Source organism: Candidatus Thiodictyon syntrophicum (genome assembly GCF_002813775.1).
Classification (GTDB): Bacteria; Pseudomonadota; Gammaproteobacteria; order Chromatiales; family Chromatiaceae; genus Thiodictyon; species Thiodictyon syntrophicum.
On the sequence record NZ_CP020370.1, the window covers coordinates 1,427,118 to 1,446,206 of the forward strand.

General features: G+C 65.7%; 16 protein-coding genes. 15 read left to right on the forward strand and 1 reads right to left on the reverse strand.

The genetic code is table 11. From position 1 onward, the window contains the following. The first annotated feature begins 166 nt into the window (after positions 1–166). The 15 genes from THSYN_RS06185 (at position 167) to THSYN_RS06250 (ending at position 16,739) form a co-directional block, all read left to right on the forward strand. Complete coding sequence (locus tag THSYN_RS06185; protein ID WP_418219931.1) at positions 167–481, forward strand: DUF433 domain-containing protein; 315 nt, start codon at positions 167–169, stop codon at positions 479–481. Next, on the forward strand, positions 478–1,092 hold the full coding sequence (locus tag THSYN_RS36950; protein ID WP_335582492.1) for a type II toxin-antitoxin system prevent-host-death family antitoxin: 615 nt from the start codon (positions 478–480) through the stop codon (positions 1,090–1,092). Before THSYN_RS06185 ends, THSYN_RS36950 begins: the two co-directional genes overlap by 4 nt. 123 nt (positions 1,093–1,215) lie before the next feature. After that, positions 1,216–1,425, forward strand: a complete 210-nt coding sequence (locus THSYN_RS35195) for a GNAT family N-acetyltransferase (protein ID WP_236848804.1) — start codon at positions 1,216–1,218, stop codon at positions 1,423–1,425. A gap of 80 nt (positions 1,426–1,505) precedes the next feature. Continuing rightward, on the forward strand, positions 1,506–1,703 hold the full coding sequence (locus tag THSYN_RS06205; protein ID WP_100918367.1) for a site-specific integrase: 198 nt from the start codon (positions 1,506–1,508) through the stop codon (positions 1,701–1,703). Between the two features lie 655 nt (positions 1,704–2,358). Then, positions 2,359–3,840 carry a coiled-coil domain-containing protein gene (locus THSYN_RS06210; RefSeq protein WP_100918368.1) on the forward strand — a complete coding sequence of 494 codons (1,482 nt, stop codon included), beginning with the start codon at positions 2,359–2,361 and terminating at the stop codon, positions 3,838–3,840. Between the two features lie 30 nt (positions 3,841–3,870). Then, on the forward strand, positions 3,871–6,399 hold the full coding sequence (locus THSYN_RS06215; RefSeq protein ID WP_100918369.1) for an AAA family ATPase: 2,529 nt from the start codon (positions 3,871–3,873) through the stop codon (positions 6,397–6,399). Between the two features lie 161 nt (positions 6,400–6,560). Next, a complete protein-coding gene (locus THSYN_RS33490) occupies positions 6,561–6,704 on the forward strand; it encodes a hypothetical protein (protein ID WP_157817490.1) in 144 nt (47 codons plus the stop codon). Positions 6,705–6,731: 27 nt separating this feature from the next. Beyond that, a complete protein-coding gene (locus THSYN_RS33495; RefSeq protein ID WP_157817491.1) occupies positions 6,732–7,811 on the forward strand; it encodes a GtrA domain-containing protein in 1,080 nt (359 codons plus the stop codon). A 245-nt stretch (positions 7,812–8,056) separates the two neighbouring features. Beyond that, a complete protein-coding gene (locus tag THSYN_RS06220) occupies positions 8,057–9,049 on the forward strand; it encodes an RpnC/YadD family protein (RefSeq protein ID WP_100918370.1) in 993 nt (330 codons plus the stop codon). After that, positions 9,042–9,632, forward strand: a complete 591-nt coding sequence (locus THSYN_RS06225) for a hypothetical protein (protein ID WP_100918371.1) — start codon at positions 9,042–9,044, stop codon at positions 9,630–9,632. Before THSYN_RS06220 ends, THSYN_RS06225 begins: the two co-directional genes overlap by 8 nt. Before the next feature lie 122 nt (positions 9,633–9,754). Further along, positions 9,755–10,489 carry a hypothetical protein gene (locus THSYN_RS06230; RefSeq protein ID WP_100918372.1) on the forward strand — a complete coding sequence of 245 codons (735 nt, stop codon included), beginning with the start codon at positions 9,755–9,757 and terminating at the stop codon, positions 10,487–10,489. Between the two features lie 143 nt (positions 10,490–10,632). Beyond that, on the forward strand, positions 10,633–12,234 hold the full coding sequence (locus THSYN_RS06235) for an Hsp70 family protein (protein WP_100918373.1): 1,602 nt from the start codon (positions 10,633–10,635) through the stop codon (positions 12,232–12,234). A gap of 12 nt (positions 12,235–12,246) precedes the next feature. Further along, positions 12,247–13,029: a hypothetical protein gene (locus THSYN_RS06240; RefSeq protein WP_100918374.1), complete on the forward strand. Its 783-nt coding sequence runs from the start codon at positions 12,247–12,249 to the stop codon at positions 13,027–13,029. 16 nt (positions 13,030–13,045) lie between these two features. Further along, positions 13,046–16,021 (forward strand): tetratricopeptide repeat protein, encoded by a 2,976-nt coding sequence (locus THSYN_RS06245; protein WP_100918375.1) that lies wholly within the window; start codon positions 13,046–13,048, stop codon positions 16,019–16,021. Positions 16,022–16,175: 154 nt separating this feature from the next. Next, entirely contained in the window at positions 16,176–16,739 is a 564-nt protein-coding gene (locus THSYN_RS06250) for a 4Fe-4S single cluster domain-containing protein (RefSeq protein ID WP_236848805.1), read from the forward strand. Here THSYN_RS06250 and hypF read toward each other — a convergent pair. After that, a complete protein-coding gene (gene hypF / locus THSYN_RS06255) occupies positions 16,640–19,078 on the reverse strand; it encodes a carbamoyltransferase HypF (protein ID WP_100918377.1) in 2,439 nt (812 codons plus the stop codon). The two genes, THSYN_RS06250 and hypF, sit on opposite strands and share 100 nt — an antisense overlap. Positions 19,079–19,089: the final 11 nt, after the last annotated feature.

The window sequence follows — 19,089 nt, forward strand, 5'->3', positions numbered from 1 at the left end:
ATTTTGCCCGAAGTCTGATACAACGACACCGCCGGGACTTGGCGCATCATCTATCGGCTGGACCACGACGCGGTGATTATCGGCGAGGTCTTTCGCAAGAAGACGCCAGCGACACCCGGTCCAGTCATCGACACCTGCAAGCGACGATTTGAAGCCTATGATTAATGTGTTGGACGCGCACATCGAGGTGAACCCAGGGTTTGTCGGCGGCGAACCCCATATCGCCGGCCATCGGATCAAGGTCCGGGATATCGCGGTGTGGCATGAGCAACTGGGAATGAGTGCCGATCAGATCGGCGCTGAATACGACCTCGATCTTGCCGAGTTCTATTCCGCCCTGGCCTATTATTTCGACCACCGGGAGGACCTCGACCGGGCCATCGCGGCAGGTCGGGACTATGCCGGTACGCTTCGCACACACCTGCCTTCTGTCCTTGAACGTAAGTTGAACGCTGGCAGCCATACTTGGAGCGCATCATGATTGTAGTGACAGCGGTCGAGGCCCAAAATCGCTTCGGGGATCTGATCGATCAGGCACAACGGGAGCCCATCGAGATTACCCGGCGCGGTCGGCCGGTTGCCTACGTAGTCTGCGAACACGACCACAAGGCGTTACAGGACTTAAACACGCGCCGCGAAAAAGCAGTAAGCTGGTATGCCAACTATCGGCGAGCCACTGCAACCTCGCTGGAGGCGGCGGCCTTGACCGACGCGGATATCGACCGGTCGGTCCATGAGCTTCGCTTTCGCAACGAGCGTATGGACTTCGACCGTGCTTCGCCCTACATTGACCTTGAGGAGGACAACCCAATGGCAACCGGCACCTCTATGACCCACCTTGACACCCCCATCGGCGCCGACCTGCACGCCATGCTCAAGCGCGCTGCCGAAATCCGGGGCGTTGCCATGGCGGACTTCGTCGTTGCCGCGGTCCAGGAGGCCGCCCAACGGACCATCGCGGAGGCCGAGGTTATCCGCCTCTCCTTGGCCGATTCGGAGCGCTTCGCCGCGGCCATCCTGTCCCCGCCGCCGCCGTCTCCCGCCTTGGAGCGCGCCTTCGCCCGCCGTCGCGATCTGCTCGGCGGCGAATGACCCGTTGCGCGCTATTACACCCTCGCCTCGGCAAGCCTGGCGCTGGCCACGCTTCCTCCCGAGACCGCGCGTAAACTGCCTCGCTACCCCACGATTCCCGCTGTCCGACTGGGACGCCTGGCCGTGGACAATGTTTTTCGCGGCCAGGGGCTCGGCGGCGCTATGCTCGCCGACGCCTTAGCCCGGGCCGTGCGTTCCGAGATCGCGGCCTTTGCCATGACCGTGGGCGCCAAGGACGAGGCCGCATTGACGTTCTACCTTCACCACGGGTTTATGCCCTTGCTTGACTCGCCGATGACGCTCTTTCTGCCATTGGCGACGGTATCGCCTTAGCGCGGCGCTCTTTCGCGTCATTCGCTATTCCACCTAAGTATCCGTGGTGCGTTCCCTATTTCCTCCAGGACGCGCTGGGGGTGCTGACCCGCGACCCTGGGGACCCGAAGGGGCTACGGGATGCCGCCTTGGCGGCGGTCGGCCACGACACCAAGGCGCGCCGCGCCGAGTTGGTGACCATTGATGTCGCGGACCTGGCGTTCGCCGACGGCGACGGTGCTCCGGTGATGCTGCGGCCGACCAAGCGGCGACTGGAGGTGGAGCCGCAGCCCCGCTAACCGGCGCCGCTGACCGCGGACCTGCTGCGCACCTGGATGGCGCGCCACCGCCGTTAAGTCAAGCCTCAGGTCCAGTCCAGTCCAGCCCGGGAGCGCCGCACCCCAGTGCGGCGCGATCTCGCAGATAACCCCGGCTGCGCGGCTTGAGCGGAGGCTCGCCGCACTGGGTTGCGGCGCTCCCGGCGGCCGTGCGGGTGATGCCGCGGTATGCGGCGCCCTTCTCCGGGCACTCCCCGCGGGACGGCGCGGCCCAGGACCTGGCGGCGGCCTCACCGATCTTATGACATTTTTCTTGTGAGACTTCGAGTTTACCACTTACAATCCGAATGCCGTATCAACTGATCCCGCCACATGACACGGCGCGAGCGCTCTAACGACGCTCGCCGAACTGGCCCCTTTATGTTCGGCTGTTCGTGCGCGACGGTGCGGTGCCATCTACCGTCAGCTAGCGCTGGTGAGACTTGCCATTTTGCATCCGTCCCGCGTCGTCCATCGCCCGTGATTCGCTGTTTTTGCCTGTACGGGTTCTTGGGAATGACCGCGTCCGGCACTCCGGGGGACGGTGATCGCCCCCCGGATCGGGAAGGCCGTGACGATCCGGCCCGCCATCCCACGACACCGACAGTTCCGGCAGAAGATCCTACAGGAGCCCATCATGAGCGGTGAAAAAGAGGTCCGTCTGCGCGAGGGCGAATACCGCCGGCTGATGAACGCCGCGCGCCAAGTCGAGAACAACCAGTCGCGCGCGAGTGCACTCGATGGCCAATTGCGCCAGGCGCAGCAGCAGATCGACGAGCAGCGGCGCGCCGCCGACGGTCGGCACCAGGCCTTCGAGCGCACCATCGGCAATCTCAGCGCGGAGCTTCAGTCCTCCGCCCGCGAGTTCAACGCCCGCCTTTCCCGTCAGCAGCAGACGCACGCCGAGACCATGCGCAGCATGGAGCAGGAGACCGCCCAGCGCTTTGCCGCCCAGCAGCGCGAATTTGCCAGCTCCATCGGTGACCTCGACCGGCGCCTGACCGAGCAGGGTGCCGAATTCTCCCATCGCGTCGAGCAACTAGATCAACGGCTTGCCGGACAGCGGCGGGAATACCTCGATCTGATGGCCGAGCAGACCGCGCAGGTCGAGCAACAGTTTGCGCGGATCGCCGAGCAGCGACACAGTGCCCGGCAGGATGCCGTCCAATGGCTCGCGGACTCGCAGACTATCCTGGACTACATCCAACAGCATCAGCGCCACCAGCAGTTCGCGCCTGGCGAATTCGACCTACTCAAGGGCGAAGCGGCGATGAGCCGCCGCAACCTGGACGCGGGGCATGAGCAGGCCGCCATCGCCACCGGCCAGGCACTCTACGGCAAGGCGCTCAAGCTCCAGGCCGAGATCGAGTTTCGCCAGCAGGAATGGGACACCTGGTACAGCGAGGCACTCACCAATGCCCGCGCCCAACTGGCCGTCGTCGAGGTGCAGCAAGGCGCGCGCTGGGTCTTCGACACCGACCAGGGCGTCCGGGAACTCGACGCCGAGATCGACTACTGGAGCGACGGCGCGCTGAGCGCCCTCAAGGAGCGCATCGCCGGGTCGCTGCAACGACTGGAGCAGGGTGCCGCCGGCCTGTCGCTTGCCGACCTCAAGGCCGAGGTCGAGGCCAACCGTCCCTTGCAGGCGGAGTTGGAGCGCATCGTCACCGACGCCAAGGAGCGGCTGATCGCCTCCCAATTGCGGGTCAATATCGCCGAGGATGTGCTCAGTGAACTGGAGGCGGAGGGCTGGCGCCTGCAAGAGGATGCCTGGGCGGGTCAGGGCGCCGACGCCGGCAAGGGCTGGAAGAACGCCTACCACCTCAAGCTGCGTGACCAGGCTGGCGACGAGATGATCACCATCGTCCTGCCCGAGGAGACCCCCCTTGGCAGCATCGAGAACCGCATCCAATTCGCCTACTATCCCAAGGACAACAACGACGCCCGGTTTGCCGCCCGACAGACCGAGCGCCTTAGCCGCACCCTGGCCAGGCTTGGCCTGACCCAGGAGGGTTTGCATTGTGTGCCGGGGCACGAGCGCACCATCCGCGGTGACGAGGTACGCCGCGATTTCGACCGGGTTCGCGCGTCCGCGCCCGAACGGTCCCGTCGACGCTGATCCCAGCACCGGGCAGAGGCATCGGGAGCCATGACCAGGCTGTTTACCAATCCGACCCAGCGCGTGTTTGCGCTCTACGGCAACACCGGGGATCATTTTTACACCCCGCAACTGCGCGAACTGGACCTGAGTACCTGGCTTTGGGGCCACTTCAAAACGCTGGGTTACGAACGGATCGTCCTGTTTTCGCCGGACAAGAAGCTGCACTTTCTCGATCCGGACTCGGCCCGCTTGTCCGAGCTTGGCGCGGCGGCGAACGCGGCGGCACCGCCGTCCGCCCGCCCCGCCGGGCGGCTGTCGGGTCCCCTGGGTTCGGTTCGCATACGCCCACGCTCGGGCGCTGCCTCGGCTCCCCCAGCCCCAGACCCGCAGGAGCCGCCGCGGTGGGACTATGGCGCGATGTCCGATGATCAGGTCGGCACCTGGCTGAACCGCTTGATGCTGGAACCCCGGCCCACCGCGATCCTGATCCAGAACGGCGAGGACCTGTTCGCCCGGCTCGACGAGGACGCGGTACGCCTCTGGGACAGTCGCCTGGGTGACTGGACTGGTTCCCGGCTGCCGACGCCGAGCCGCAACCTCGCCGTGCTGATCTTCCGCGGCGAGATCGACGGCAACGCCATGCAGCGGCTACCCAGGCTGCATCGGCACCTGTTCGGCAATGGCACCAGCGGGTCGCCGCTGGCCGACCGCGCCTTCCGTATCGGCCCCGCGCGGCCGGACGAGGTCGGCCATCTGCTGCACCGCCTGCGCCTGAGCGGCGGGTTGGGCTGGAGTTCCAGACAGATTGTCGACCGATGCGTCGGCCTGGCCCAGCGGCTGACCCCGGAAAACGCCGACGCGGGCATCCATTCCATGGCCTGGTTGATCCACGAGCTACCGACGATGAACATCACGCAAGAGCCCGATCGGTGGCAGGTCCTGCGCCAGACCCCCACGCTGGCCCGCCAGGTGGAGGACCGGCTGCGGTCACTGGTGGCCCATGCCAAGGAGCAACTGGCGCGCGCGACACCGCCCCTTCAGAGGCGCGGTCCACATGACATCGACCGGCTCAGGGTCGCCCCGCCGGCCAACCCGGACCAACTGGCCAACCTGCACCTGGCCCTGCTCGGCAGTCCCGGCACCGGCAAGACCACCCTGGCGCGGCTGGTCGCCGCCATCTACCGGCAGGAGGGTATCCTCACGACCGGCCACTTGGTCGAGGTCACCCTGACCGAGGAGCATACCGGCGGCACCGTCAAGCGTACCGCCGAGGCCGTTGCCCGGGCGCAGGGCGGCGTGCTGTTCATTGACGAGGCCTACAGCCTCAACGACAACGACTTCGGCAAGGAGGCGGTCGCCGAGTTGGTCAAGGCCATGTCCGATTACAACGGCCAGTTTGCAGTCATCATCGCCGGCTATACGGACAAGATCATTGAATTCATTGATGGCCGCAACGCCAATCCGGGTCTGCCGCGCCGTTTCCCGTCAATGAACCGCCTGACGCTCGCCAGTTACGGTCCTGACGAGCTCTACCACATCTTCGGCGACATGCTGGCGCAACAGGGCCGCGACCAGGATGCGGCTTTACGCGAGGCCCTGCCGACCGCCTTCGCGCGTTGGCACCGGGCCCAGGACCCCGAACGCTTCGGCAATGCCGGCGAGGTTCGCAATCTGGTCGATGCGGTCGTCCAACAGGCGGGCGCCCGTCCTGTCATCGTCCGGGAGGACTTTGCGGCGCTGCCCGGCTGGGGCCAGTACCTCGGCCTTGCGCAGGAGCTCTCGCTTGATGAGGTGCTGCGGCCCCTGGACGCCATGGTCGGTCTGGCGTCGGTCAAGGACGCGGTGCGCGCCCTGGCCGACACCCTGGCGGTCCAGCGTCACCGCGGCCGGACCGACCTGGTGCCGGGCCATTATGTGTTCCAGGGCAATCCGGGCACCGGCAAGACCACGGTGGCGCGGGTCATGGGGGAGGTCTTCCGCTCGCTCGGACTGCTCGCCCGTGGCCATGTGGTCGAAGTCAAGCGCGAGGACCTGGTCGGCCGCTACCAGGGCGATGCCGAGACCAACACGAAGGTACAGATCGACAAGGCCTTGGATGGTGTGCTGTTCATCGACGAGGCCTACCAGCTCGCCGCGGACGAGCACGACATCTACGGTCGGCGCGCCTTCGAGACCCTGCTGGCGAGCATGGAGAACCAGCGGGCGCGGCTCTGTGTCATCCTTGCCGGCTACCCCGCCGAGATGCAGCGGTTGATCGGCGCCAATCCAGGCTTCAGCCGTCGGCTGAACGATCTCATCGACTTCCCTGACTACTCCGCGGAGGAGTTGCTGGTGATCGCCCTCGGCCAATTCGCGGCGCAAGGGCTGCGGCTCACCGACGCGGCCCATGAGAAACTGGCCGCCCATCTGCGCGGCTGGGACCGGCGCCGCGGGCGGCCCGATTTCGGCAATGCCGGCGACGTGCGCAAGCTGGTCGAGGCCATCGTCGGGCGCCAGGCCATGCGCGTCCGCCCGCTGCTCCGCCAACTCTCGCCCGAGGAGAGTGCGATAATCGGCCCGGAGGACATCCCGGACTGACTGGCTGATCCGCCTGCCCCGGGTGCTGGAGCAGGCATTGCGTCAAGAGCTTATTGAATCCGAGGAGGGTCGCAAGATGCCTTATGTCACCAGTTGGGAACGCTTTGCCCGCGAGGAGGGCATCGAGCAAGGTCAAAAAACAAGGTGAGGCCCGCGCCCTGTTGCGCTTGATCCAAGGAAAGTTCGGTCCGCCGGCCCCCGACCTGGCTGCCCGCGTCGAGGGCGCCGAGCTACCCGAGTTGGAGATCTGGCTCGACCGCATCCTCACCGCGTCCAGACCCGAGGACGTTTTCGACCCGCGCTGACCCAATGACCACGGGAAACCGCCCGAGATGACGACCAGGACTTGCCCCGTCTGCGAGCACGAACAGGACCACACCAGGGCGGACTGCGCCCGTTGCGGCTGGGACTTCTCGCCACTGCTCGGCACCAGCGAGCAGGTCCGCGCCGTCCTGTCCAGGCGTCTGGACGAGGCGCGCACTGCTTGGCGGCAGCGGCGCTGCAACCCGGAGTTGGTGCCGGAACTGGAGCGCGACCCATTCGAGACGCCGGAGGAATTCGCCGCACGGCTTTCCGAACGGCCCTGGTATGTCGGCGATGGCGAGCTTCAGAAGAGCGGTTACGACCTTGCGACCCGGCGCTTTCCGCTACGACTACGGAATCTTCGAGCCTGGACGGAGACTTGGCTCAACCCGTCGGATGCCTATTATCTGGACCTGCCGCGCGACCAGGCGCGTTCACTCTATCAGCGTGGCCAGGTATGGCCAGTCTGCGCGACACTTTCTGCGTTCCGGCAGGTGCGGCTGACCGGACTTACCCTGGTTGCGCCCGATCGGGAATTTCCGATTCTGATAGAGACTCCAAGGGGCACGCCGAACGCGCATCCCTCGCCGTGTAGCGACTTGGATGGTGCTGGTGCTGGCGCTCCGGGTGATCCGGGAAGCAACGGCGAGACAGACAACTCGAAAAGGGCATCGTTTGATTTTGTCAGAATCCTCAGCAACCTTCGTTATCGGATCTCCGGATCGCTACGCTATGTCCGCGAGCGATCTATTGTATTTCCGCTGCTTATGCTGGCAACTTTGATTATAGGTATTGTAGTCGCCTTAGACTTACCTGCCTGGTCACTGCAGGTCATAGCCGTTATTGCAAACGCCGTCTTGGTTGTGGATGCCATGAGCAGGGAAACCTCGACGAACAATAGAGCGCTATGGTTTCTATGGAGATTCTTAGTCAATTTCGTTAGATGTCACATTGTCGCGGCCGTCTCGGTATACATTGGCCTTGCGGCTTTTGCCTTATCTATCGCGGGTCCAGGCATCAATCCTGGAATCGGATCTGGACTCGGTCTTGTAGTCAGCTTTATTGTCAATTACTATTGGAATTCTCGCATCAATGCCGCTTCAATCTGAAAGACGATTCCCGGCACAAAAATCGGCCTCGATCATCGTGTCGGCTGGCCGCGATCCATCGGCAACCGGAGGTCGAGGCTTCAGCCGGTGGCGGTTGCCGACCTATCCAAGAGAATTGGCCTCTGCACGCCGGACCGGCTAAAGCCTCGACCTCCAGGAAGCATCGCGCGGGTTGGATGGGGATCGCCGCGCCCTGCCGATCCTACAAACCGAGCGCTCCCCACGACACCACGCCGAAGACCCCGATGCACGATCAAGCAGAGACCACATCGAACCCCACTGAGGCGGCCGCCCCCGCGCCGGATTTCGACTCCCCCTGGAAGGAGGCCATGGACGCCTGGTTCCAGCCCTTCATGGCGCTGTTTTTCCCGGCCGTGCATGACCTGATCGACTGGACCCGGCCCCACGAATTCCTGGACGCCGAACTGCAACGCCTGACGGGGGATTCCGAGATCGGTCGCCGCACGGCCGACCGACTGGTCAGGGTCTACAGCCGCGAGGGCCAGGAGCTCTGGCTGCTCCTGCACATCGAGATCCAGGGCCGGGCCGACGCGGCCTTTCCCGAGCGGATGTTCCAATACTGGTACCGGATCTACGATCGCTACCGCGGCGTCGAGATCTTGAGCCTCGCCCTGCTGACCAACGACCGGGCCCCCGTTGGCGGCGGGGTCTACCGGCGCAAACGGGACGGCTATGGGGTAAGCTTCCGGTTTCGGGTCCATGCACTGCCGGACTGGGATCAGGCCGAGCTCGGCACCCGCGCGGCGAGCAACCCCTTCGCGGTCGTCGCGCTCGCGCAACTGGCCGCGCACCGGCGGGGCACAGACCCGGAGCGCAAAGCGCGCAAGCGCGAGCTCATCGAAATGCTGTACCGTTTCCAATACGATCGTGCAGAGATACTGAAGCTGCTGCGCTTCATCGACTGGCTGATCCGCCTGCCCCGGGTGCTGGAGCAGGCATTGCGTCAAGAGCTTATTGAATCCGAGGAGGGTCGCAAGATGCCTTATGTCACCAGTTGGGAACAATTTGCCCGGGAGGAAGGCCTGCAACAAGGCGAGGCCCGCGCCCTGTTGCGTTTGATCCAAGGAAAATTCGGTCCGCCGGCACCCGACCTGACCGCCCGCGTCGAGCGCGCCGAGCTACCCGAATTGGAGATCTGGCTCGACCGCATCCTCACCGCGGCAACACCGGACGAGGTCTTCGACCCGCGCCGAACGGAGACAAACCGCGATGGCTGACAAGACCTGCCCGGTCTGCGGGCAGGAACAGGAAGAGACGGCACCCGCCTGTACCCGCTGCAACTGGGACTTTTCGCCGCTGCTTGGCACGGGCGAACGGGTCCGGACCGTCCTGTCCCGGCGGCTGGAAGAGGCGCGGACCGCCTGGCGGCAACGAAGGCCGATCGCGACGTCGAATCAGGATGTCACGCAGGGCGGCCAGGGCACGATCTTCACGCCGACGATCATTGTTATCTGGGTGTTAAGTTTTTCGATACCCGCATGGCTGTTCCAAGTGCCCGCAGTCACCGATGGCGGACTTGCAATTAACGCACTCCTGGTTGGTTATCTTTATCAAATCGGCTGCCAGGGAACTGTGATAGCCAGGAGTTTTTCATTCCTTCGCGGCGCCCTTCTCGGCCTGTTATTGCCGGCGGGCGGCATGAGCTTCGGGGCACTGATAGGCGTTGCAATAGCCGGAGCACCGGGTGGCACGCCTGGCTTGATGGTCGGGATGATCTGCGGCGTCCTCTCGACCTATTTCCTTATCGGTGCCTTTTCCGAGAGAGTGGCCGACAACGAGCCGGGGCATGATCGCGGGTAGGATGGGTAGAGCGGGAGCGATGCCCACCATGCAACATCGCGCAACTTGGATGGGCATCGCTGCGCTCTGCCCATCCTACGAATCGACAATGCGACGGCACACAGCATCGGAGACCCCTGGAGATGAGTAGCAACATTTGCCCCGTCTGCGAGCACGAACAGGACCAAGACAGGGCCGACTGCGCCCGCTGCGGCTGGGACTTCTCGCCGCTCCTCGGCAGCACCGAGGAGATGCGGACGGAGTTGGACCGGCGTCTGGATGCAGCACGGACCGCCTGGCAGGAACAAAGGCATTGGCTCCTGCCCGAGCGTATGGCCGAGCAGCCGAGGCTTCAACGAGACCCTTTCGAGACCCCGGGGGAATTTTCTCAACGAATCGGCTCGCGCCCCTGGTATGTCGGCTCGTGTAAACTCGATCAGGGCCATTACAACGTAAAGACTGGAAAATTCCCTTTGGAACACTTGTTTCAAGCAGGCTGGGCTAGTTCTCTGTTTCGACGGGGTAACTACTACCTTTTTACCCTGGCGCGTGATCAGGCAAAGGCGCTATACGAAGAATCGCCGACCGTGCCTGTTCTTGCATGGCTGGAAGCACCCAGAGGCAAGGTCAAGCTGAACCGTCTGGTGCTTCTTACAAATCGAGGCGAGCACCGACTTTATGGGAATGTTGTTCGTAATATTTTGCTGCCGGCGGAGGACCATCCTTTTGGAACCACTTTGCTTTTTCTTGCGGGATTTTTCTTCAGCGCGGTTCTGGCTGGCAACGCGCCGGAATCAATGCGTGGGCTGGTGCTTCTTGGCTTGCTGTTTGTCGTAGTGTTGCCGCTGTCCCTGTATTTAGCCCGATATATCGATTAGTCGAGAGCTATGTCGATCAGGGGCTCGGTGGCATGACGCCTGTCGTGTGGTAGCCCGATAACCCATCCGTTGCTTTCCCCATTTCTAACATGGCGCCTGGCAATAGGCCGCCAGCTGTCGATAAACTATGGTGCGAGATCCTAATGAACTTCGGCATCGACTTCGGCACCACCAACACCGCCATCAGCCGCATGGACGGCGACGAGCCCGTCGCGCTCACGTTCGGCCCGGCCGATCAGCAGCACCACTATGTGCCGAGTGTGATGGCGCTCAGGGGCGGCCTGCGGCCCTCGGAGCAGTACGGTCACGCCGCAAAGGATCGCGTCGGCGAGCCCGGGTTCGAGGTCTACCAGAACTTCAAGATGCTGCTCGGCGAGCCGCCGGCCCGGGTCGCCGCCCACTGGGGCGGCGGACTCTCCCAGACCCCGGAGGCCATCACTCAAAGGTTCATCGCCCGGTTGCTTGAGCAGATGAAGACCGAGCATGGCTTGCGCCCGGCGCGCGTGGTCGTCACCGTGCCGGAGGTCTGGCTGGTGCAGAACCTGCAAACCAAGCGCGAGCACCTGATCGAGGGTTTCAAGCGGCAGGGCATCGGCCGGGTCGAGGTGCGCAGCGAGCCGGTGGCCGCCGCCACCTATTACCTGCATTCCTTCAAAAAGAAAAAAGGTCACCCATTCCAGGGGCACCTGCTGGTCTGCGACTGCGGCGGCGGTACCCTGGACTTCTGTCTGGTTGGGGTGGAGCCCGGCGCTGCCGGCCGACCGCGGATGACCGTCCTGGAGCGCGCCGGCAATGGCATTGTCAATGGCCGTATCGGCAGCGCCGGCGTGGCCTTTGATCAGGCCGTGGTGGACCGGCTCTTTCCCGGTCTGCGGGGGCGCGATCCGGAACGCTATTTTCGCCGCGTGCGCGAATTCGAGCAGCACAAGATCACCCATTCCCCCGCGGTCAGCGAAAACCTGGCATTGCATCGTGAGACTCCGGAGGCGGCCGAAGGCGAGCGGCTGTTTTCGTTGGACGATGGGGAGGTCTCGGTTGAGCCGCAACACCTGGCGGAGGCATTCGCAGCGGTCAGCGAGTCGGCGATCCGGGAGGCGCTGGACGATCTGCTCGCGCGCATCCGCACCCATGCGGTCGCACTCGAGGACCCATCCAAATTCCGCGTCCTTATGGTCGGCGGCTTTTCCTCCTTCTGGCTGGTTTCAGCGGCGATCAAGGACGCCTTCGGCCGGGTGCTGTCGACCGACCAGCGCTTCGAGGAGGTGCTGTCGCTGGCCGACCGGGCGCTCGCCATCTCCAAGGGCGCCGCGCTGCTCGCCAATGACTTGGCCGAGATCGTCGAGACCTGCCCGGCCGATGTGGGGGTGCAGGGGTTCGTTCAGGATAAGGACGGCGGCTTGCAGCGGGTACGATTCGCCATTCTTAGGAAGACCGTGCGGATTCGGGATTATCGCCAGCCGGTCTGGTCATCCCAGGCCTTTCTTGTGGTGAGTACCGAGATCCGTCTTCCGGTCTATGTCGAGCCGATCCCCGATAAGCCCCTGCCGTTGGAGATCGGCGGCGAGACACTGCAAGCGATCCTGCCCGCGGGACTGGGAGTCGGCAGCAGAATCGAGATCGGCTTTTCGGTGGACCAGAACCTCGTCTTCTCCATTCACGTTCGGGATGCCAAGAATAAGAGCCAGGAGAAGACGACGACCCTGGGCAATGTCATGGCGCGGCTACCCGCGCTGATCGTCGATTGAGGAGCAGCGTCCATGGCGAATCGCGATTTCGACCTGCTGCGGCACCAGTTCACCGGTCACTGGCAGGCCATCGAGCAGGCCGCGCCCCACGAGCGGCGAGTCCTGGTCATCGAGCTGGCCAAGGCACTCGCGGACTGGGAGGCTGGCCAGTCCGAGCCCCTGCCGCGCCTGCCGGACCTCCAGCGCAGCGGACACTGGGGCGCGCTCGGCACCCTTGCCGCGGCCGAATCCAGCCGCATCGCGGCAAGGCTCGGCGCGGAAAAACAGGCCCTGCGCACGCGCCTCGCCGACACCGCCGCGGCCATCGCGGCGGCCGAGACTGGCCTGGCCGCGCTGATGCCGGAGGTGGATGGCCTGGACGCCGATCTGGCCGCGACCGCCGCCCAACTGGCGGACTTGACCGCCCGCGAGTCGGCCCTGCGCGAGCGCCTGTCGGCGCTTCAACGGCTGCGCGCCCTGGAGTCCGAGCTGGCCCCAGCCCGCGACGAGCTCACCGCGCTGGCCGAGGGTTTTCTGCGCGACGAGGACCCGACCGGGATGCTCGGGGCGCTGGGCCGCGTGCATCGGCAGCTCGTCGCCTTCTACGACGCCTGGCGGCTCGCGAGCGTCGAGATCGCCGACGCACTGCTCGGCACCGGCGCGGACGCCATGCAGGTCCCGCCGGCCCCGGACCTGCTCGCCGTGCCCGAGCGCCTGGCCGCCCTGGATCGGGAACTGCGCGCCATCGACCAAGCGCTGGCCGGGCGGATACGCGCCCAGGACGCGCTGGATCAGACCCTCAAGGCGCGCGTCTGAGCGCCGGAGACCCATCATGACCGAACCGACCTGCCCGATTTGCACACTGATACAGGCCCCCGGCAGCGGTGGCGATACCCGCTGCTGCCCCCAATGCGGCTGGGACTTTCCGGCCTTCCTCGGCACGGGCGAGGAGGTCAAGGCCGTGCTGCGGCAACGGGTGGAAGCTGCCCGGCTGGCCTGGCAGCGGCGGCAGTTCAACCCGGATGCCGTTCCGCACCTGGTGCGCGATCCATTCGACACGCGGGAGGAATTCACCGCGGGTGTGAAGGCCCGCCCCTGGTATGTCGGCCAGGGCGAATTGCAGCGGGCCGGTTATGATATCCAGACCGGGCGCTTCCCGTTGGGCTTCACCGCGGTCAGGGAATGGGCGGCGGACTGGCTCGGGCGCGTCGCATCCCCCCATGTGCTCTTGCCGCGCGACGCTGCGCGAGCGCTCTACGCCCAGTCCTCGCAATGGCCCGTCTATGCCTGGCTGGAGGCAGAGGGAGACCGCGCGGGATTGATGTCGTTGGCACTGGTCGTCGAGGACCGGCAGCTACCCGTTCTGGGCAATGAGCCCTATTCCGATGCGTATCGTCGGCTGCTGGCGTCCGCCACGGTCGGCAACGCCGATGCGCAATGCGCGCTGGGTACCATGTACCAAACCGGCCAAGGGGTATCCCAGGACGAGGCCGCGGCGATTCTGTGGTACCGCAAGGCGGCCGAGGCGGATCATGCCGAAGCGCAAGGCTTGCTGTATCGCTGTTGCCGCGAGGCCGCTGAGCGGGGGGATGCGGCAGGAGAGCACGGGCTTGGGTTGTGTCTCTTTTATGGTTGGGGTGTCGCCAGAAGCCCAGTCGGAGCGGTGCCTTGGTACCACAAGTCGGCCGACCAAGGGTATGCCGCCGGGCAATACGAGCTGGGCCAGTGTTTCATTTTCGGCCGGGGCCTCGAGCAGGACTTGGCCGAGGCGGTGCGCTGGTACCGCCGATCGGCCGAGCAAGGCTATGCCCCGGCGCAATACGAGCTGGGCATGCGTCACTATCTCGGTGTTGGTGCCGACAAGAGCCTGGAAGAGGCGCTAAGCTGGTATCGCAGGGCGGCGGATCAGGGGTATGCGCATGCTCAGGCAAGGCTCGCTTTGATGCAGATTACCGGCCGCGGTTTGCCCAAGAACGAGGCCGAGGGGCTGCGGATTTTTCCAGTGGAGCCCAAGGACCGGGATGTGCCGGGCGCCCGGGAGTTTGCGATCGGGATGTATTTCAAAGCAGGGCGGAATACCGAGAAAGATGAGGTAGAGGCGGCGCGTTGGTATCGCCAAGCAGCCGAGCATGGGCACGCCGAAGCGCAATACTGGCTAGGGACTTGCTTGGAGCATGGTTCGGGTGTTATCGCGGATCAGGTCGAGGCGGTGCGCTGGTATCGCAAAGCAGCCGAGCAGGGGGATGAGTCGGCGGCATACTTGTTGGGCAGGTGCTTCTATTTCGGTCACGGCGTTGCAAGAGACCAAGCCGAGGCAGCACGCTGGTATCGAGACGCGGCCGAGCTGGGAGATCAATATGCTCAGAAATCCCTCGCGCTGATGTATTTGACTGGTCGCGGTGTCCAGAAGGACGAGGCAGCCGGGCTGCGCATGTTCGCGCGTTCCGATAACCGGCTGGTTGGCCCGGGATCTCTGGAATGGGCGATCGGATTTAGTTTTGATGGATATTTAATCGAAAAAGACGAAGCAGAGTCGGTGCGCTGGTATCGTAAAGCGGCCGATCAAGGGTATGCCGAAGCGCAAGTTTGGCTAGGACATTTTTTCGGTTGGGGTCGTGGTGTCGAAAAGAATCAAACCGAGGCTGTCCGCTGGTATCGCATGGCGGCGGAGCAGGGGAATACCCATGCGCAGCGCGAGCTCGGCGAGTGTTATGAGCACGGTCGCGGCGTCGACAAGGACAACGCGGAGGCGGTGCGCTGGTATCGCCCGGCGGCCGAGCGGGGAGATCATCAAGCCCGGGAGCGTCTCGCCCTGATGTACGCCACCGGTGTTGGTGTCCCCAAGGACGAGACCGCGGCGCTGCGGTGGTTTCCGGTGCATGAGTCGGTCAGCGCGATTCCCGGCGTCCGCGAATTTGAAATCGGCCGGTCTCTCGGGTACAACCGAGGTTTCGGCGCGGGTGTGCAATGGTATCGCAAGGCGGCCGAGCAGGGGTATGCAGAAGCGCAAAACGAATTGGCAGAGTGCTTCGCTCGTGGTTGGGGCGTGGAAAAGAACGAGACTGAGGCGATGCGCTGGTATCGCGAGGCGGCCGAGCAGGGTCATGCCGAGGCGCAATTCGAGATCGGTCATCGCTATTATTGTGGCAGCCGCGTCGAAAAGAAGGACGAGGCCGAGGCGGTGCGCTGGTATCGTCAGGCTGCCGCGCAGGGCAATGGCAAGGCGCAATTGTGGCTGGGTAAGTGCTTCGCTTTCGGCCGCGGTGTCGCACAAGACGAGACCGAGGCGGCACGCTGGTATCGCCAAGCGGCCGAGCGGGGAGAAGGCGAAGCAGGGGAGGCGCTCGCGGTGATGTATTTCATTGGTCGTGGAGTGCCCAGAGACGACGCGGAAGGGCTGCGGCTTTTTCTGGCGCGCGACGCTGCTCGCGATGTCCCGGGCGCTCGGGAGCTTGCGATCGGAAATGCGCTTTATTACGGCATTAGTCTTGAAGAAGACCAAGCCGAGGCGGCCCGCTGGTACCGCAAGGGGGCGGACCTGGGCAATGCCGAGGCGCAATACAGGTTGGGCTTCTGTTTCCGGTACGGCTCCGGCTTGCAGAAAGACCCTGCCGAAGCGGTGCGCTGGTATCGCCGGGCGGCCGATCAGGGTTATGCCGACGCCCAATTCGACCTGGGAAACTGTTTCGAGCGCGGTGTTGGCGTGAACAAGGATCGAGCCGAGGCGATGCGCTGGTACCGGAAGGCCGCGGATCAGGGTAATCAAGAGGCTCAGAAAGCCCTTGCCGCGCTCGACAAGCCCACGTGATGAATGCCAAGACCGTATTGGGTGTCCGGCAAAGCGGCCGGGCTCGCCCCCGATGATCCGTCTCTACGCCAAGCTCCCCCGCACTCGCGCACTGGGTCCTTGCCTGCGCTTCGCCTTCTGGGTACAGGGGTGCCCGTTCCATTGCGCAGGCTGCATGACCCCGGACGCGCATCCGTTCGAGGGAGGCGAATCCGCTGCCATCGACCGGCTGGCCGCCGAGATCCTGGCGGTAGACGACATCGAGGGGCTCACGGTCTCCGGCGGCGAACCCTTCGCCCAGGCCGCCGGGCTGGCCGCGCTGATCCGGCAGGTCCGTGCGCACCGTGACCTGGGCCTGATCCTCTATACCGGCTATCGTCTCGAAGACCTTCAGCGAAAGGCGTCGGACGCCCCCGGGACCGCGGACCTGCTCGGGCGCATCGATCTGCTGATCGACGGCCCCTATGTGGCGGCCCAGAACGACGGCGTCCCCTTGCGGGGCTCAGCCAATCAGCGGGTCATCCCGCTGACTGACCGCTATCTCGCGCACCTGCACTGCTACGACAGCAACCGCCCGCGGGCCGTTGAACTGCATGTCGAGATCGGCGAACGCATGTTGGTCGGTATCCCAAGCGCCCGTCAGCTTGCCTGGTGGAGGTCATCTAAAGAGGGCCCCGCCCAAGCCGCCGCAATGACCGCCTGCCCCAGTGCCAAACCGCCGTCATTGGTGGGCACCTGATGGTGCGTCAGGGGTTCAAAACCGCGCCGCCGCAGATGCCGGCTGACCCCCTCCAACACCAACCGGTTCTGGAAGACCCCGCCGGACAGGGCGACCCGCGCGAGCCCCTGCGCCTGCGCCAGGTCTGCCGCCAGGTCCGCCACCGCGCGGCAGAAGCCCGCATGGAAACGGGCACTGATCGCCCCCGGTGCAACCCCCGCCGCCAGGTCATCGAACAGGCGGCACCATAGTGGGGCCGGGTCGAGCAGGGTGCCGCCGTCCCCCTCGATCAAGCCGCAGGCGTAGCCCTCCCCAACGCCCGCTGCCGCTGCGACCGCCCCCGTACTCCCGTACTCCCGTACTCCCGTACTTCCTGCGACCGCCAGTGACTCCAACTCGATCGCCGCCTGCCCCTCGTAGCTGATCCGCTCGGCACAGAGCCCCAGGGCCGCGGCCACGGCATCGAACAGGCGCCCGGCGGAGCTGGTCAGGGGCGCGTTGAGTCGGCGTTGCATCAGGGTGCGGAGCATCGGTACCGGCCGTTCTTCCAGCCGGCGGGCCAGTTCCAGGGCCGGCCAGCGGCGCCGGAACTCGTCCCAGCCCAGGCACACCTCGATCTGGGCCACCAGGTTGCGCCAGGGTTCCAGGATGGCGCGGGTGCCGCCGGGCATGGGCACCGGCCGCAGCCAGCCGACCCGCTCGAAGCCGCGGTAGTCGGCGACCAGGAACTCCCCGCCCCAGAGGGTCCCGTCCGTCCCGTAGCCCAGTCCGTCGAGCGCGATGCCGAGCACGGGGCCGCCGTCGAGCGGCCAGCCGTTGTCCGCCAGGACCGCGGCGCAATGGGCGTGGTGGTGCTGGACCTGGACCAGTTCCAGGCCCTCACGCGCGGCCCGCCCCCGGCCGGTGAGGCTCGCGCGATAGTCCGGGTGCAGGTCGACCGCGATCCGCTCGGGGCGGTGCTCAAAGAGCGCGAGATACAGATCAATGGTCCGCTCGTACTCGCGGGCGGTGTTGGCCTCCTCCAGGTCACCCAGGTGCTGGGTCAGGATCGCCTGGCCGTCCTTAAGCAGACAGACCGTATTCTTGAGTTCGCCGCCCATGGCCAGCACCGGCGGGGCCTGCGCAAAACCGGGCGGCAGCGCGATGGGGTTGGGGGCATAGCCGCGCGCCCGCCGCAGCAGGCGCGGGGCGGCGTCCATCCAGCGCACCACCGAGTCGTCCACCCGGTTGACGATGGCCCGGTCGTGGAGCAGCACCAGGTCGGCGAGCCCGCCCAGGCGCCCCAGGGCGTCGTCGTTATCGACACACTGGGGCTCTTCGCTCAGGTTGCCGCTGGTCATCACGAGCGGGCGATCCCAGTCGGCCAGCAGCAGCAGGTGCAGGGGGCTGTAGGGGAGCATGAAGCCCAGGGTGGATTGGCCCGGGGCCAGGTCGGGCGCCAGGTCGGGCGCCAGGTCCGGGGTCGGCAGTCCCGCCAGTCGATCCAGCAGGACGACCGGCGCCGCCGGGCTCGCCAACAGGGCGGCCGGCGCCTCCCCCAGCCGGCAGTAGCGCCGGATCACGTCCAGATCCCGCGCCATCAGGGCGAAGGGCTTGGCGAAGCGCCGCTTGCGTTGGCGCAACCGCGCTACCGCCGCCGCGTCCGTCGCGTCGCACGCCAGGTGGAAGCCGCCGATGCCCTTGATCGCCAGGATGCGCCCCTGGGCCAGGAGTCGGCTGGCGGCGGCGATGGCGTCCCCGGCCGCCAGGTCGGCGGGGTCCAGCGCCCGGCCGGCCGCGTCCGCCAGCCAGACCCGGGGCCCACAGACCGGACAGGCGTTGGGCTGGGCATGAAAGCGCCGATCGGCCGGGTCGGCGTACTCGGCGGCGCAGGCCGGGCACTGCGCGAAGACCGCCATGCTGGTATTGGCGCGGTCATAGGGGATGGCGCGCACGATGGAGAGGCGCGGCCCGCAGTGGGTGCAGTTGGTGAAGGGGTAGCGGGAGCGGCGATCGGCCGGGTCCCGGACCTCGGCGGCGCAGGCGGCGCAGGTGGCCGCGTCTGCCGCCACCCCGGTGTGCGCGCCGGTGGCCGCGCTCGCGAGGATCAGGAATTGCGCGGGGTCCGGGGGCGGCAAGTCCAGCGCGCCGCGCTCGATCGCATCGATCCGCGCCAAGGGCGGGCACCGCGTGCGCAGCCGCTCGCAGAGCTGGCCGATGGAGTCCGTGCCGCCCGCGTCCGGTGCCCAGACGCGGATCAGCACCCCCTCGCCGTCGTTGCGCACATCACCGGTGAGCCCGAGATCACGCGCCAGGCGCCAGACCGTGGGCCGGAAGCCTACCCCCTGCACCAGGCCGCGGACGCGGATGGTTTCAGCCATGGGGACCAGCG